At 55.0% G+C, this 14939-nt stretch carries 11 protein-coding genes; all 11 read left to right on the top strand.

The window, feature by feature from the left end:
• Nucleotides 1-6: 6 nt before the first annotated feature.
• The 11 genes from B9T62_RS23740 to B9T62_RS23690 all read left to right on the top strand — a co-directional run bounded on the left by B9T62_RS23740 (nt 7) and on the right by B9T62_RS23690 (nt 14706).
• Nucleotides 7-399, top strand: a complete 393-nt coding sequence (locus B9T62_RS23740; RefSeq protein WP_087917550.1) for a cell division protein FtsL — start codon at nt 7-9, stop codon at nt 397-399.
• A 46-nt stretch (nt 400-445) separates the two neighbouring features.
• Nucleotides 446-2683, top strand: a complete 2238-nt coding sequence (locus B9T62_RS23735) for a penicillin-binding transpeptidase domain-containing protein (RefSeq protein WP_087917549.1) — start codon at nt 446-448, stop codon at nt 2681-2683.
• Between the two features lie 87 nt (nt 2684-2770).
• The gene (locus B9T62_RS23730) at nt 2771-4696 is read left to right on the top strand and encodes a stage V sporulation protein D (RefSeq protein WP_087917548.1); all 1926 of its coding nucleotides are present in this window, start codon (nt 2771-2773) and stop codon (nt 4694-4696) included.
• A 56-nt stretch (nt 4697-4752) separates the two neighbouring features.
• Complete coding sequence (locus tag B9T62_RS23725) at nt 4753-6240, top strand: UDP-N-acetylmuramoyl-L-alanyl-D-glutamate--2,6-diaminopimelate ligase (protein WP_087920395.1); 1488 nt, start codon at nt 4753-4755, stop codon at nt 6238-6240.
• Nucleotides 6240-7640 (top strand): UDP-N-acetylmuramoyl-tripeptide--D-alanyl-D-alanine ligase, encoded by a 1401-nt coding sequence (locus B9T62_RS23720; RefSeq protein ID WP_342746200.1) that lies wholly within the window; start codon nt 6240-6242, stop codon nt 7638-7640. Before B9T62_RS23725 ends, B9T62_RS23720 begins: the two co-directional genes overlap by 1 nt.
• A gap of 21 nt (nt 7641-7661) precedes the next feature.
• The gene (gene mraY, locus B9T62_RS23715; RefSeq protein ID WP_087917546.1) at nt 7662-8627 is read left to right on the top strand and encodes a phospho-N-acetylmuramoyl-pentapeptide-transferase; all 966 of its coding nucleotides are present in this window, start codon (nt 7662-7664) and stop codon (nt 8625-8627) included.
• Nucleotides 8628-8630: 3 nt separating this feature from the next.
• Nucleotides 8631-10052 (top strand): UDP-N-acetylmuramoyl-L-alanine--D-glutamate ligase, encoded by a 1422-nt coding sequence (murD, locus tag B9T62_RS23710; RefSeq protein WP_087917545.1) that lies wholly within the window; start codon nt 8631-8633, stop codon nt 10050-10052.
• Nucleotides 10053-10102: 50 nt separating this feature from the next.
• Nucleotides 10103-11200: a stage V sporulation protein E gene (spoVE, locus tag B9T62_RS23705; protein WP_087917544.1), complete on the top strand. Its 1098-nt coding sequence runs from the start codon at nt 10103-10105 to the stop codon at nt 11198-11200.
• A 5-nt stretch (nt 11201-11205) separates the two neighbouring features.
• A complete protein-coding gene (gene murG / locus B9T62_RS23700; RefSeq protein WP_087917543.1) occupies nt 11206-12318 on the top strand; it encodes an undecaprenyldiphospho-muramoylpentapeptide beta-N-acetylglucosaminyltransferase in 1113 nt (370 codons plus the stop codon).
• A 227-nt stretch (nt 12319-12545) separates the two neighbouring features.
• Nucleotides 12546-13829 (top strand): UDP-N-acetylglucosamine 1-carboxyvinyltransferase, encoded by a 1284-nt coding sequence (gene murA, locus B9T62_RS23695; RefSeq protein WP_087917542.1) that lies wholly within the window; start codon nt 12546-12548, stop codon nt 13827-13829.
• A gap of 64 nt (nt 13830-13893) precedes the next feature.
• On the top strand, nt 13894-14706 hold the full coding sequence (locus tag B9T62_RS23690; RefSeq protein ID WP_087917541.1) for a cell division protein FtsQ/DivIB: 813 nt from the start codon (nt 13894-13896) through the stop codon (nt 14704-14706).
• Nucleotides 14707-14939 lie beyond the last annotated feature (233 nt).

Here is a 14939-nt window from a genome sequence, read left to right as displayed (position 1 = left end):
TCAGAGATGGCCTACACCCGTGGCAACCTAGCCGTTCAGCCCAAACGTAAAGAAGAGGCAAATCCACTTTACCGCGAGAAAACCAAAGTAGTCACTACGCGCAAGGGGCTTCCCATGCAGGAGAAACTTCTATACCTGCTGACGGTGGGTGTAATTGTCCTGGTGGCGGTCGCACTGATTTCGCGTTATGTCCAGATTTATGATTTGAATCTGCAGGCACAGCAGCTGGACGAGAAGATTGGCGAGGGCAAGAAGCAGATTTCTGTCTACCAGATGGAGAAGCAGGTTCTGGAACAGAAGGTTATTGATCGAGCCAAGGAACTGGGATATGTGCCTGCGGATGAGAACTCAACCATCTATGTTCCGGCAACTTCGACTGCTGCTGAAGGTAAACGTTAATGAGCGGCATCTTAAGCCGCAATCATAGAATTGGTGAGGTTTGCTTATGGTCAAAAGAATAAAACTTCGCACACTGTTTATAGGAGGGTGTATTACCCTCTTTTTTCTTGTATTAATAGGTCGTGTCTTCTATATTCAGGTGTTGAACGGGGATGACTGGCAGAAAGAGGCGGCCAAGCAATGGGGCCACAAAGCCGTAATCAAAGCAGAGCGCGGCACGATCTCTGACCGCAATGGCAATGTGCTGGCCAGCGATGTGCCGGCTTATACCGTTGTGGTCAGCCCTGAGACCATAGCTACGCTGAAGATTGGTGATGAGGTTATCAAGGGGCTGCATGAGCTGTTAGGCAAGCCAGAGAATGAGCTGCGTAAGCTGGTGGAAGCCAAGGACCCCAAGACCGGGAAGCTGCTGAAGAACCGCGAGGTCCGCAATGAGGGCTGGAAGATTGATGAGGTGCTTAAGGAGAAAGTCGACGCTTTTATCAAAGAGCTGAGAGAGGAACATGACATTCTTGAGACCGGAGTCGGCTGGGTCCGGGAACAGAAACGCTATTATCCCAAGGGCTCGCTGGCCGCGCAGGTTCTTGGATTTACCGACCGCGATGGCGTGGCTCAGCTGGGCCTGGAGAAATCACTGGACGAGTCGCTGTCGGGTATCAATGGGGAGCTGAAATATCAGAGTGACGGCAACGGCGTCAAGCTGCCCAACTCGAAGGATCTGTTCCAGCCCGTAGTCAACGGGAATAATTACAAGCTGACGATCGACAGTACCATTCAGGGTTATGTCGAAGAAGCGATGAAGAAAGCCTATGCAGAGCTTAAGCCCAAGACGATGACGGTCATTGCCGCTGATCCCAATACGATGGAAATTCTGGCGATGGCTAATATGCCTACCTTTGATCCGAATCAGTTCTGGAATATTACCGATCAGGGCGGATTCTACAACCATGCCATCAAGTCTCGCTATGAGCCGGGATCTACCTTCAAGATTGTGACACTGGCTGCGGCCGTGCAGGAGAATCTCTTCGATCCAAGCCCGAAGGCAACCTTTATGTCTGGACAGATCAAGATCAAGGGATCGAGGACACCGCTGCATGATATCAAAAGAGCCGGCTGGGGCCCAATTTCCTTCCTTGAAGGCGTGAAACGGTCCAGTAACGTGGCTTTTGTCAAGCTGGGTTATGAGATGCTGGGGCAGGAGAAGCTGCTGCAATATATCGATGCCTTCGGCTTCAACGAGAAGACCGGGATTGATCTGGCCGGCGAAATTACAGGTCTGGTCAACCCTAATCCCAATAATGTGCTGGAGAATGCAACTTTGGCCTACGGCCACGGAAAGGTTGAGGTCACGCTGATTCAGCAGCTGGCGGCCGTGGCCGCCATTGCGAATGGCGGCAAGCTGATGACGCCGCATGTCATCAAGGAAGTAACCAATCCCAATACAGGAGACACCAAGGTTACTCAGCCTGTAGTGGTCCGTCAGGTGATCTCGGAAGAGAGTGCCAGAGAAACCAGCAGCTATTTGGAGCAGGTGGTAGCCGACCAGAAGATAGGAACAGGCCGGCAGGCTTATATTGAAGGCTACCGGGTAGCGGGCAAGACCGGTACGGCGATCAAACCTGACGGCAAGGGCGGGTATGACCGCGATAAGGTCCGCTCTTCCTTCATCGGCTACGCGCCGGTGAATGATCCCAAGATCGCAGTGATTATTCTGGTCGATGAGCCAAGTGAAGGCGAGGGCGGCGGTAAGGCTGCTGCGCCAATCTTCCAAGAGATTGTCTCGCAATCTCTGCAGTATATGGGGGTGCCTAAGACGACTTCAGAGAAGAAGACAGGCGCCGGAGATACTGCTGCAGATGCTGCTCCAGCTCTGCGCAGTGCGCCTGAGCTTATAGGTCAGACCATGGCGGCTGCCCGCAAGCAACTGCTTAACCAAGGCTTCGATTTCGAAGCGGTAGGTGCAGGTGCGGACGTGACGAGCCAATATCCACCGGCCGGAACCTCTATGGCTACCGGGCAGAAGATTTATCTGATCAGTGAACCGGGGGATAAACTAACGATCCCCGACCTGCGCGGCGAATCCCTAAGGGATGCGCTGGAGATCCTCAGCATTCTGAAGGTGGATATGTCGGTGGAAGGTGAAGGTTATATCTCCGGTCAGGTGGAGAGCACGAAGAACGGCAAGCAGCACCTGACGCTGATGCTGGAACCGCTCAATGAATACGGAGAGAATATTCCGGTTCCTCCGAAGACCGAAGAAGAGTCCGAAGCGGGAGACGGCTAAGCCAAGGCTTGTTCTAAGCCCGGTTTGTCCTGAATAGTCATGAAGGTAAGAGCTCATGTCTACTTGGGGAAAGCGGGGGAGAACGTGATGAAGGTTGCGAAGGTCGTAACGCGGCGGAGAATGCTGTGGACTCTCTTGGGACTGGCAGTGATATTCGGTGCGCTGGTTATTCGTCTTGCGTATGTGCAGTTGTCTCAGGGAGAGAAGCTGAGCGCCAAAGCCGAGGCTTCCTGGCGGCGCAATATTCCCTTCACTGCCAAACGCGGTGAAATATTGGACCGGCAGGGTGTGGCGCTGGCGTATAACATCAGCTCGCCTACGGTTTATGCCGTTCCGGTGCAGGTGAAGGATAAGGAAACTACAGCACGGGAGCTGGCTCCGCTGCTCGGGATGACCGAGGAGAAACTGGTTAAGCTGCTGTCCAAAAGAGAGATGTCGGTGAAGCTTACGCCCGGCGGCCGCAAAATTACAATGGAGCTTGCTGGGAGCATCCGTGATTTGCAGCTGCCGGGCATCGTTGTCGCTGAGGATAACAAAAGATATTATCCCTTCGGGGATCTGGCCGCGCATATTCTTGGCTTCACCGGAATTGACAACCAGGGGATTACAGGGGTCGAGAATATCTATGACAAGCTGCTGCAGGGCATGGACGGGAATATCTCCTATTTATCCGATGCCGGTGGCAGGCTGATGCCAGGCTCGTCAGAGAAATATGCCGATCCGAAGGACGGCCTCAGTCTTCAGCTGACCATTGACAAGCAGATCCAGTCGATTATGGAGCGGGAACTGGATCAGGCGATGGTCAAGTACCAGGCGCAGGGCAGCTGGGCGATTGCGATGAATCCCAAGAATGGCGAAATCCTGGCTATGGCCTCCAGACCGGGTTATGAGCCAGGGCAATACAAGGACTATGCTGCCGCTATCTACAACCGGAATTTACCGATTTGGATGACCTATGAACCAGGATCGACGTTCAAGATTATCACGCTGGCTGCCGCGCTGCAGGAAGGTAAGGTCAATCTGCAGAATGATCATTTCTTCGATCCCGGCTATATCGAGGTGGGTGGCGCCAAGCTGCGCTGCTGGAAGAAAGGCGGCCATGGCAGCCAGACCTTCCTGCAGGTGGTGGAGAATTCCTGCAATCCGGGGTTTGTGGCGCTGGGCCAGCGGCTGGGCAAGGATTCCTTGTTCAAGTATATCCGCGACTTCGGCTTCGGAACGAAGACGGGGATTGACCTGAACGGTGAAGCGAACGGCATTCTGTTCAAGCCTTCACAGGTTGGGCCGGTAGAGCTGGCTACGACAGCCTTCGGGCAAGGCGTCTCTGTCACACCGATCCAGCAGGTTGCCGCTGTTTCAGCAGCAATCAATGGCGGTAAGTTATACAAGCCGCATGTAGCCAAGGCCTGGATTAATCCCGATACCGGTGAAACGGTATCCGAGGTCAAGCCCGAGCTTGTCCGCGAGGTCATCTCCGAGGAGACCTCGAAGCAGGTGCGTGCAGCACTTGAGAGCGTAGTTGCCAAAGGCACCGGCCGTCCGGCTTTTATCGACGGCTACCGTGTGGGTGGCAAGACAGGTACTGCACAAAAAGTAATCAATGGCCGCTATTCCCCTACGGAGCATATCGTTTCCTTTGTGGGTTTTGCGCCTGCAGATGACCCGCAGATTGTGGTCTATACGGCAGTGGATAATCCGAAGGGGATTCAGTTCGGGGGTGTGGTAGCTGCCCCGATTGTGCAGAATATCCTGGAGGATTCCCTGCATTATATGAAGGTGCCCGAGCGCGCTGACCAGCTTCCCAGAACCTACAAATACGGTGAAACGCCGATTGTGACCGTTCCTGATCTTAAGGGAGCCACCGTACAGGATATCTACGAAGATCTGAATATGAATTTCAGCCTTGTCCGCTCCGGCTCCGGCAATACCGTAATCAATCAAGCGCCCAAAGCAGGAGCACGGGTGGAGCAGGGATCAACGATCCGGATTTACATGGGGGCGGCAAGCGAATAGGGGCAGCAGGTATAAGGCGGCTTCACTTAACCGAAAATAAAGAGTGAGGGATAATGATGAAACTAACTGAACTGGCATCCTGCCTTGCAGCCGCACGGCTGCAGGGTCCAGGAGAAATTGAGATTACCAATCTGCAGGTAGATTCACGCCGGGTTCAGCCCGGCGACTTGTTCATCTGCCTGCCGGGTTTTACGCTAGACGGGCATGATTATGCGCCGCAGGCACTAGCCGGCGGTGCGGTCGCACTGGTCTGTGAACGGCCTCTCGAGATCGATCTGCCGCAGCTGATTGTCGATGATTGCCGTTTTGCCATGGCTGTGCTCTCCAATGCGTTCTTTGGCTCTCCTAGCAGCCGGATGAGGATGATAGGGATCACAGGCACCAACGGCAAAACAACCACCAGCTATCTGATCGAACGGATCATGCAGGAGCATGGGCTGAAGACCGGGTTGATCGGGACGATTCAGATGCGTTATGACGGCCAGGTCTATCCGACTTCCGGCACCACGCCGGAGTCACTTGAACTGCAGCGGACCTTCAACGATATGGCCTCCAAGGGCGTGCAGTGCTGTGTGATGGAGGTTTCATCCCATGCATTAGAGCAGGGTCGGGTGAAGGGTACGGATTACCGCACAGCCATCTTCACCAATCTAACCCAGGATCATTTGGATTACCATCATACAATGGAGGAGTACCGCGCAACGAAAGGGCTATTCTTCTCCCGGCTTGGCAATGTGATCTCGCCATGGAACGAGGAGCGCAAATATGCCGTTCTGAACGCGGATGACGAGGCGAGCGCCTACTTTGCTGCCCAAACTGCCGCAGAGGTTGTTACATATGGGATTGACAACAGTGCGAATGTACGGGCCTCACAAATCTCCATTACATCAAAAGGAACTTTTTTCCATGTGGAGACGTTTAAAGGGGAAACAGATATTTCGCTGCGTATGGTCGGCAAGTTCAATGTGTATAATGCGCTCGCTGCCATTACGGCTGCCCTGCTGGAGGAAGTACCGCTGTCACAGATCAAGACCAGCCTGGAGTCCGTTGCCGGTGTAGCCGGGCGTGTGGAGTCCATTGATGCGGGACAGGAGTTCGCGGTGATCGTGGATTATGCGCATACCCCGGACGGACTGGAGAATGTGCTGCGCGCCGTCTGTGAGTTCGCCGAAGGCCGGGTGCTGACCGTGTTTGGCTGCGGTGGAGACAGGGATGTTATCAAGCGGCCGCTGATGGGCAAGATCGCAGCCCGCTACAGCAGCAGTGTATTCGTGACCTCGGATAATCCGCGCACAGAGGACCCGCTGCTGATTCTGAAGGATATTGAAGCGGGATTGATCGAAGACGGCGTCTCCCGTGACCAATATGTGCTGATCCCGGACCGTCGGGAAGCGATCAGCAAGGCTATTGAAATGGCAAGCCCCGGCGATGTAGTATTGATTGCGGGGAAGGGTCATGAGACCTACCAGCTGATTGGCGGAGTGGTTCATGATTTCGATGACCGCGTCGTCGCTAAAGAAGTGATAAGGGGCCGAATCCATTGATTACAAGAACACTGGGAACCATTGCTGCCATGTGCGGAGGGACGCTGTCCGCTGCCGCAGCTGCAGATATCAGAATGGCGGGAGTCGTCACCGATTCCCGCCAAATTACGCCCGGCTGCCTGTTCGTACCGCTGGCTGGAGACCGCTTCGACGGACACGAGTATGCCATCTCGGCACTGGCCGCCGGAGCGGCTGGCACCCTCTGGCAGCAGGACAGAGGTCCTGCACCTGAGGGCAACGTCATTGTGGTACAGGATACGCTGTCTGCGCTTCAGCGACTGTCGACGGCGTATTTGAAGGAAGTCGGACCGCAGGTAGTTGCAGTTACAGGCAGCAACGGCAAGACTACAACCAAAGACATGATTACCGCCCTGCTTGAAGGGCAATACAGGGTGCATAAGACCGGCGGCAATTTCAATAATCATATCGGTTTGCCGCTCACGGTGCTCTCCATGGCGGAGGACACAGAAATCGCTGTGCTGGAGATGGGCATGAGTGCCCGGGGCGAGATCGCTTTGCTGGCAGAGCTGGCGTCACCGGATGTGGCCGTAATTACCAATGTGGGCGAATCTCATCTGCTGCAGCTGGGCTCCCGCAAGGAGATAGCCCGGGCCAAGCTGGAGATTGCCGAGGGGCTGAAGCCCGGCGGCCTGCTGATTTACAACGGCGATGAGCCATTATTGGCCGAGGTGCTTGCGGAGGAGGGCTTTGCTGCTCCGCAAGGAATCCAGCGGCTGCGTTTCGGATTGTCCACCGCCAATGATGATTATCCTACCGGAGTCATGTCCCACAGCGGTGGCATGACCTTTACGCCCCATCAGCATGAAGGGCGCGCGTTTACGCTGCCATTGCCTGGGCAGCACAATGTCGTTAACGCGCTGGCGGCGCTGGCAGTGGCCCGTCATTATCAGGTTGCCGATGCTGCGATTGAACAAGGCTTCAGCAAGCTGAAGCTGACAGGGATGAGAATTGAAGTGATGGTGGCCGCGAGCGGGCTTACCCTGCTGAATGATGCCTACAATGCCAGCCCCACTTCCATGAAGGCAGCCATCGATGTGCTGCAGTCCATGAAGTGCAGCGGCAGCAGAATCGCTGTGCTCGGAGACATGCTGGAGCTGGGGCCGGATGAAATAGAGTTTCACCGCGAAATCGGCCAATATCTGCGTCCGGCAGACACTGATCTTGTGTTTACCTACGGGAGCCTTGCTTCGCATATTGCGGCAACGGCGAAGGAGCACTTTGGCCCTGCGCGGGTATTTGCCTATGATGACAAAGCGGCCTTGACCGCAGCCTTGACCGTCGTATGCGGCCCCAAGGATCTTGTATTATTCAAAGCTTCCCGAGGTATGCGGCTCGAGGAAGTGCTTAACGGCCTGAGTGAGCATGCTGCTCAGACCTAAACCAATGGAGGGGGTGTACCCATGGATTATCAACTGCTGCTGCTGACTATTGCTGTGTCCTTTATCCTTGCGGTCATTGCCGCTCCGCTCTTCATTCCGCTCCTGCGCAGGATGAAATTCGGACAGCAGGTGCGCGACGACGGACCACAATCCCATCTCAAAAAAGCCGGTACGCCTACCATGGGCGGAATCGTAATTATTGTGGCTTTTACTTTGTCTTATCTTAAATTTTCTGTTGTGAACACCGATTTCTACGTGCTGCTGGTGGCTACGCTGGGATTCGGGCTGATTGGCTTCCTGGATGATTACATCAAGATTGTATTCCGCCGTTCCCTGGGTCTTACCGCCCGCCAGAAGCTGTTTGGCCAATTGCTGGTGGGTGCCGTTATGTGCGCGCTGCTGATTTCTGCCGACCACAGCACAGGGATCAGCATACCGGGAACCGGCTTCAGCTTCGACTGGGGACCCTGGTTCTATTATCCGTTTATCATCATTATGATGATGGCAGTAACCAATGCCGTGAATTTTACCGATGGTGTAGATGGGCTGCTCTCCGGGGTAGGCGCCATTGCACTGGCGGCGTATGCGGTAATTGCTATGCAGGCTACCTCCATCGCGGCTGGTGTCTGTGCTGCGGCGATGATCGGAGCGGTTCTGGGCTTCCTGGTGTTTAATGCGCATCCGGCCAAGGTCTTTATGGGAGACACCGGCTCCTTCGGAATTGGCGGCGCGATCGGGGCCATTGCGATTGTTACCAAAAGCGAGCTGCTGTTCCTGATCATCGGCGGAGTGTTTGTTGTGGAGATGCTTTCTGTTGTCCTGCAGGTAGCTTCCTTCAAGACGCGCGGCAAGCGTATCTTCAGAATGAGTCCGATCCACCACCACTTTGAGCTTGGCGGCTGGTCGGAATGGCGGGTTGTCATTTCGTTCTGGGCGGTAAGCCTGGTGCTGGCGGCCTTGGGACTATATATCAGCAAGGGGTTGTAAACAATGAAACATCCGGATATGTACCGAGGAGAAGAGGTTATCGTGCTGGGGCTTGCCAAAAGCGGAGTCCAGGTAGCCAAAGTGCTGCACCAGCATGGAGCCATCGTTACGGTTAATGATAAAAAAGAAAGAGAACAGAGTCCCGAAGCTTCCGAACTGGAATCTTTGGGAATTTCTGTTATATGCGGCGGGCATCCCGCTGGACTGGTTCATGCGGGAATTAAGCTGCTGGTTAAGAATCCGGGGATTCCGTACACGGCAGCCCCTGTTCAGCAGGCACTGCAGCTGGGGATCGAGATCGTCACCGAGGTGGAGGTGGCCTATCACCTCTGTGCCGCTCCGATGATCGGAATTACCGGCTCCAACGGCAAGACTACGACCACAACCTGGGTCGGCCAGATGCTGGAGTCTGCGGGCATGAACCCGATCGTGGCCGGCAACATCGGCACACCGCTCTGTCAGGCCGCACAGGAGGCATCAAGCGACAACTGGATGGTAGTCGAGCTGAGCAGCTTTCAGCTCAAGGGGACCCATGCTTTTCGTCCGCACATTGCCTGCCTGCTGAATGTAGCCGAGACCCATCTCGACTACCATGGCGGCATGGAGGATTATGTAGCCTCCAAGGGCAAGCTGTTCGCCAACCAGACCGCCGCAGATACGGCTGTGCTGAACTGGGATGATCCCGTCTGCCGGGAGCTTGTGCCGTATATCAAGGCGGCGATCCTGCCGTTCTCGATGACCGAAGAGCTGCAGCAGGGAATCTTCGTTAGACCCTCCTATACGGAGGCGGAGACGGATGATCTGCACCGTACAATCGTCTACCGGGATTATGCGGAAGGCGAAACCGTGATCGCTGAGGTAGATTCCATCGGTCTGCCGGGCCGGTTCAACGTGGAGAACGCGCTGGCGGCCTGTGGCATCGCTATTGCCGCCGGGGCAGATCCCGCCGCGCTTGGCGGGGTGCTGTCCTCCTTCCGGGGCGTGGAGCACCGGCTGGAATATGTGGCCGATATCAAAGGAGCCAGCTATTACAACAATTCGAAGGCGACCAATGCCAAAGCCACCTCGATGGCGCTGATCTCCTTCCGCCAGCCTATTGTGCTGATTGCGGGGGGGCTTGACCGCGGCTCTGACTATATGGAGCTGCTGCCTGTCCTCAGCGGGCATGTGAAGGCGCTGGTGGCGCTTGGGCAGACCCGGGACAAGCTGCTTGCCGTCGGACAGCAGGCCGGATTAAAGCAGCTGATCTCCGTCGATAATGGGGAGAGCGCCGCCGCCGTGCTTCAGCAGGCTGTGCGGGAGGCTTCCGCTTTGGCGGAAGCGGGGGACATTGTTCTCCTGTCTCCCGCCTGTGCCAGCTGGGATATGTTCACATCCTATGAAGAGCGCGGGCGAATTTTTAAAGAGGCGGTGCATAACCTTTAAGTAGGGGGGTGGATAAGCCCCTACTACGGAAGGCAAGAGGTGTGCTCCTGATGAACAAATCCCGTCATGCGCCGGATTTATGGCTGCTGATCCCTATTCTCGTATTGCTGGCCATCGGCATGGTGATGGTATACAGCGCCGGGTCCGTACTGGGCTTCCGCAATTATGGAGATTCATTCTATTTCGTCAAAAGACAGCTGCTGTTTGCCGGTCTGGGACTGATCGCGATGTTCATTACGGCGAATACCGAATACACCCAGCTGAAGAAGCTGGCGAAGCCGGTGCTGATCGTTTGCTTCGTGCTGCTGGTCGCTGTGCTTATTCCCGGCATTGGAGTTGTCCGGGGCGGCGCACGCAGCTGGCTGGGGATCAGCTCCTTTGGCATTCAGCCTTCGGAGTTCATGAAGATGGGCATGATCCTGTTTCTGGCCCGCTGGCTGGGCAAGGAGGATTATGACATTTCCTCCTTCAGCCGGGGACTGCTTCCTCCGCTTGCGCTGATCGGCTCCGCTTTTGCACTGATTATGCTCCAGCCCGATCTCGGCACAGGCACCGTGATGTTTGGCGCCGCGCTGATGATGGTATTCACGGCAGGCGCGCGCATGAAGCATCTGCTCTCACTGAGCGTAGCCGGGCTGGCCGGCTTTATCGGCCTGATCGTGGCTGCTCCCTACCGTCTGCAGCGGATCACAGCATTTCTAGACCCTTGGTCTGATCCGCTGGGCGCAGGCTACCAGATCATCCAGTCCCTATATGCGATTGGACCAGGTGGTCTGGGCGGTCTGGGCTATGGCATGAGCCGGCAGAAGTACAGCTATGTACCGGAGCCGCAGACCGATTTTATCTTTTCCATTCTGGCCGAGGAGCTGGGGTTTATCGGCGGGCTGGCGGTGCTCGCTCTGTTCCTGATTCTGATCTGGCGCGGCATGCGGGTGGCGATGAGCCTGCCGGACCGTTTCGGAAGTTATCTTGCCGTTGGCATCGTGTGTATGGTGGCCGTCCAGGTCATTATCAACATTGGTGTGGTTATCGGCATGATGCCGGTTACCGGCATCACGCTTCCCCTGATCAGCTATGGCGGCTCATCGCTGACGCTGATGCTCACAGCCCTTGGCATTCTACTGAACTTATCCCGTTATGCGAGGTGAAAGACATGCGTATCGTATTAAGCGGCGGCGGCACCGGAGGGCATATCTATCCTGCGGTTGCCGTAGCCAGGCAGCTGGAGCTGGAAGACAGCTCCGCGGAATTTCTGTATATCGGAGGCACGCGCGGCTTGGAGAGCAAGCTCGTTCCCCAGGAGAATCTGCCGTTCAAGGCGATTGACATTACCGGTTTCCGCCGCAAGCTGTCGCTGGACAATGTGAAGACAGTCATGCGTTTCCTCAAAGGCGTCAAGTCTTCCAAACAGATGCTGCGAGAATTTAAGCCCGATGTCGTGATCGGAACCGGAGGTTATGTCTGCGGCCCTGTGGTCTATGCGGCCTCACGCCTGGGCATTCCAACAATGATTCATGAGCAGAACGCAATACCCGGATTGACTAACCGCTTTCTCAGCCGTTACGCCGACACGGTTGCCGTCAGCTTTGAAGGCACAGAGTCGGCTTTTGGCGGGGCGAAGAATGTGATCTATACCGGCAATCCAAGAGCCACAACCGTCTCGGTGGCCAATCCGCAGCGCGGCTACGCTTCCCTGGGCATCCCTGAGGGCAGCACCGTTGTGCTGGTGGTCGGCGGGAGCCGGGGAGCGAAGGCGATCAATGAGGCAATGATTGAAATGGCGGCTGATGTGGGTAAGGGTAAAGGTGTGCATTACGTATATGTTACCGGCGAGCCATACTTCGAAGATACCCGCAAGCAGCTGCGCCAGAAGCTTGGCAGTCTGCCCAGCTGGCTGCATGTTCTTCCATACATCCACAATATGCCTGAGGTTCTGGCATGCACTTCTTTAATTGTGAACCGGGCAGGGGCTTCCTTCCTCGCTGAAATTACAGCGCTGGGCATACCTTCCGTACTGATCCCCTCCCCTAACGTGACCAATAATCACCAGGAAGCCAATGCAAGACAATTGGAGCGCGAAGGAGCGGCGGCAGTGCTGCTGGAGAAGGATCTGAACGGAAGCACACTAATGGAAGCCATCCGAAAGATTACCGGAGCCGAGGAGGTGCGCAGGAAGATGTCCGAGGCTTCCCTGCGGCTGGGCAAACGCGATTCGGCAGCTATAGTTACCGCCGAGCTGCGGCGGCTGGCCGCTAAACATTCCTAGACTATCAGGCCACATCAAGCAGGGCTCTAAGCGTGAAATTTCGTTAGTGGCTGCCACTGTCACACACCCGAGCCAACCGACATAGGATAATCCTATAATCGTGACAATCACCCAGAGCGCTTGCCGAACAACGGATAGGGAGTGCAGCATCACGCTGCGCCCTAAAGCCGGATGTAGGCACTAAGAAGTGCTTGTGGTGGGTGAGCGGTAATCTCGGAGGTGATACATTGGACAAATTGGTGATTGAGGGTGGCAGTCCCCTGTCAGGCACCATTCGTATCCATGGAGCAAAAAATGCGGCGCTGCCGATATTGGCGGCAAGCCTGCTGGCCGAAGGAGTTCACTCACTGCATAATGTGCCGAAGCTGCTGGACATCGAGACCATGCTGGATATACTGGAGCGTCTTGGCTGCAGATGCACGCATCATGAAGAAACGGTGACCATTGACACATCACTGCTGGGGACCTCCCATGTACCGGAAGATTTAATGCGGCAGATGAGGTCTTCTATTTTTCTGATGGGCCCGCTGCTGTCCAGATTCGGCGAGGTGACGATCTACCAGCCGGGAGGCTGTGCGATCGGGGAACGCAAGATTGATCTCCATCTTCAGGGCCTGCAGGCGCTTGGAGCGGAGATTGAGGAGAATAACGGCCGGATCTCCTGCCGGGCTGAGCGGCTGAGCGGCAATGATATTCATCTTGACTATCCCAGCGTGGGAGCGACGGAGAATATTATGATGGCTGCCGCGATGGCGGAGGGCACAACCACCATTTCGGGGGCAGCCAGAGAACCGGAGATTCAGGATTTGCAGTATTTTTTGAACAAAATGGGGGCCCAGATCATGGGTGCGGGAACGGATACCATTACTATACAAGGGGTGGAGCGATTATATCCCTGTACTTATGAAGTCATTCCCGACCGTATTGTAGCCGGAACTGTCATGATCGCGGCTGCAGCTACACGGGGCAATGTGACGCTGACCCACACCAATGCCGGTCACCTGACCTCGCTGATTCACGTGCTGAAGCGGGCTGGTGTTCAAATCACAGTATGCAATGATATAATTAATGTTAGCTGCATGGGGCGTCCCCGTGCGGTGCAGAGAATTGTAACCTCTCCCTACCCCTCCTTCCCGACGGATCTGCAGTCCCAGTTCATGGTGCTGCTGTCACTGGCGGATGGTTTCAGTGTAATCAAGGAGACCGTCTTTGAAGGGCGCTTCAAGCATGTAGAGGAGATGGCCCGGATGGGCGCGGATATTTCCATCGATCTGAACCGTGCTTTTATCCGCGGGGTGCAGCGTCTGTACGGAGCCACCGTGGAAGCTACCGACCTGCGGGCCGGCGCAGCACTGGTGATTGCCGGACTTGCGGCAGAGGGCACAACCGTGGTGGAGCAGGCACATCATATTGACCGGGGATATGACGGAATTGAGCTGTTGTTTCAGAAGCTGGGCGCACGCATCAGCCGCAAGGTGCCCGTACCGGGACCGTTTGATTTGGCCAACTAAAGCTCCCTGTCTCCTTCCTTGGCCTATGCAGGAGGAGACAGGGCCTTATTACGGAGATATGAGAATGACAACAACCCGTTTACCTCTTCTTAAAGAGGACAAGCCCCCAAGAAAAATAAGCCGGAAGATTACGGTAATTCTGCTACTGCTGTTTATTGCGCTGCTGGTTGTAATCTTCTTCCGTTCGTCCGTCAGCCAGATTACGGAGATCAAGTTCACCGGCAACAAATACACCTCTCGCGAGGAACTGCTGGCGAAGAGCGGACTTGAGCTGAATGGACAGTTCTTTGCCGTGTCCGGCGGCAAGCTCTCCGCATCATTGATGGAGCTGAAGACTGTCCAAAAAGCGGTGGTGGACAAGCAGTTTCCGGGGATTATCTCGGTTAGCATCGAGGAATTCCCGGCGGTGGCCTATGAACTGGATCAATCAGGCAGTCTGAAGGCGATCCTCTCAAGCGGTGCTGCGGTTCCGATCAACCAGACCGGAATTGCCGTGGAGAAGCCGATTCTGACCAACTGGAAGGATTCCGACCCCAACAAGGCTAAGCTCAGCAAGGCGCTGGCGGATATCCCGAATGAGCTGACCAGCGATATTTCCGAAATCGTGCCTTCACCAACATTGTCTTTTCCGGACCGGATCAAGCTGTACACCCGTTCGCGCTTCGAGGTCATTACGGCCATTTCGCTGCTGAAGAGCAAGGTGTCCTACCTGAATCAGGTCATAGAAACCGAGGAGCCGGGGCTGATCAAGATGCTGGAAGCGGACTCATATGTTCCTTTCCAGATCAAGGTTGACAATAAGGATGGGGAAAGTGAAGGGGAGCCCACTGCGGAGAACGAGAATAAGGCAGATCAGTCGGATATTTCGGACAACTAACTCTTGCAAGAGCAAATAGTCCCTACTAATAAGCTCAAAAAAATGATACAATCAATTTTACTGGCATCCAACCGCATCCCTCTTTTTTCTTCGGATTTTTGTGAAATTTAAGCCTATAATTTGGAATAAATCACTGTATTCGCTTCTATTTTTTGAGATATAAGTCATTCTTTTGTGAATGAAGGAACGACTGGTCACGTTTGGAGTCTTGTAATATAATTCCACTCAAAAAA

The sequence above is a fragment of the Paenibacillus donghaensis genome, assembly GCF_002192415.1.
GTDB lineage: Bacteria > Bacillota > Bacilli > Paenibacillales > Paenibacillaceae > Paenibacillus_AQ > Paenibacillus_AQ donghaensis.
This window is presented reverse-complemented; position numbering and strand designations above follow the sequence as displayed.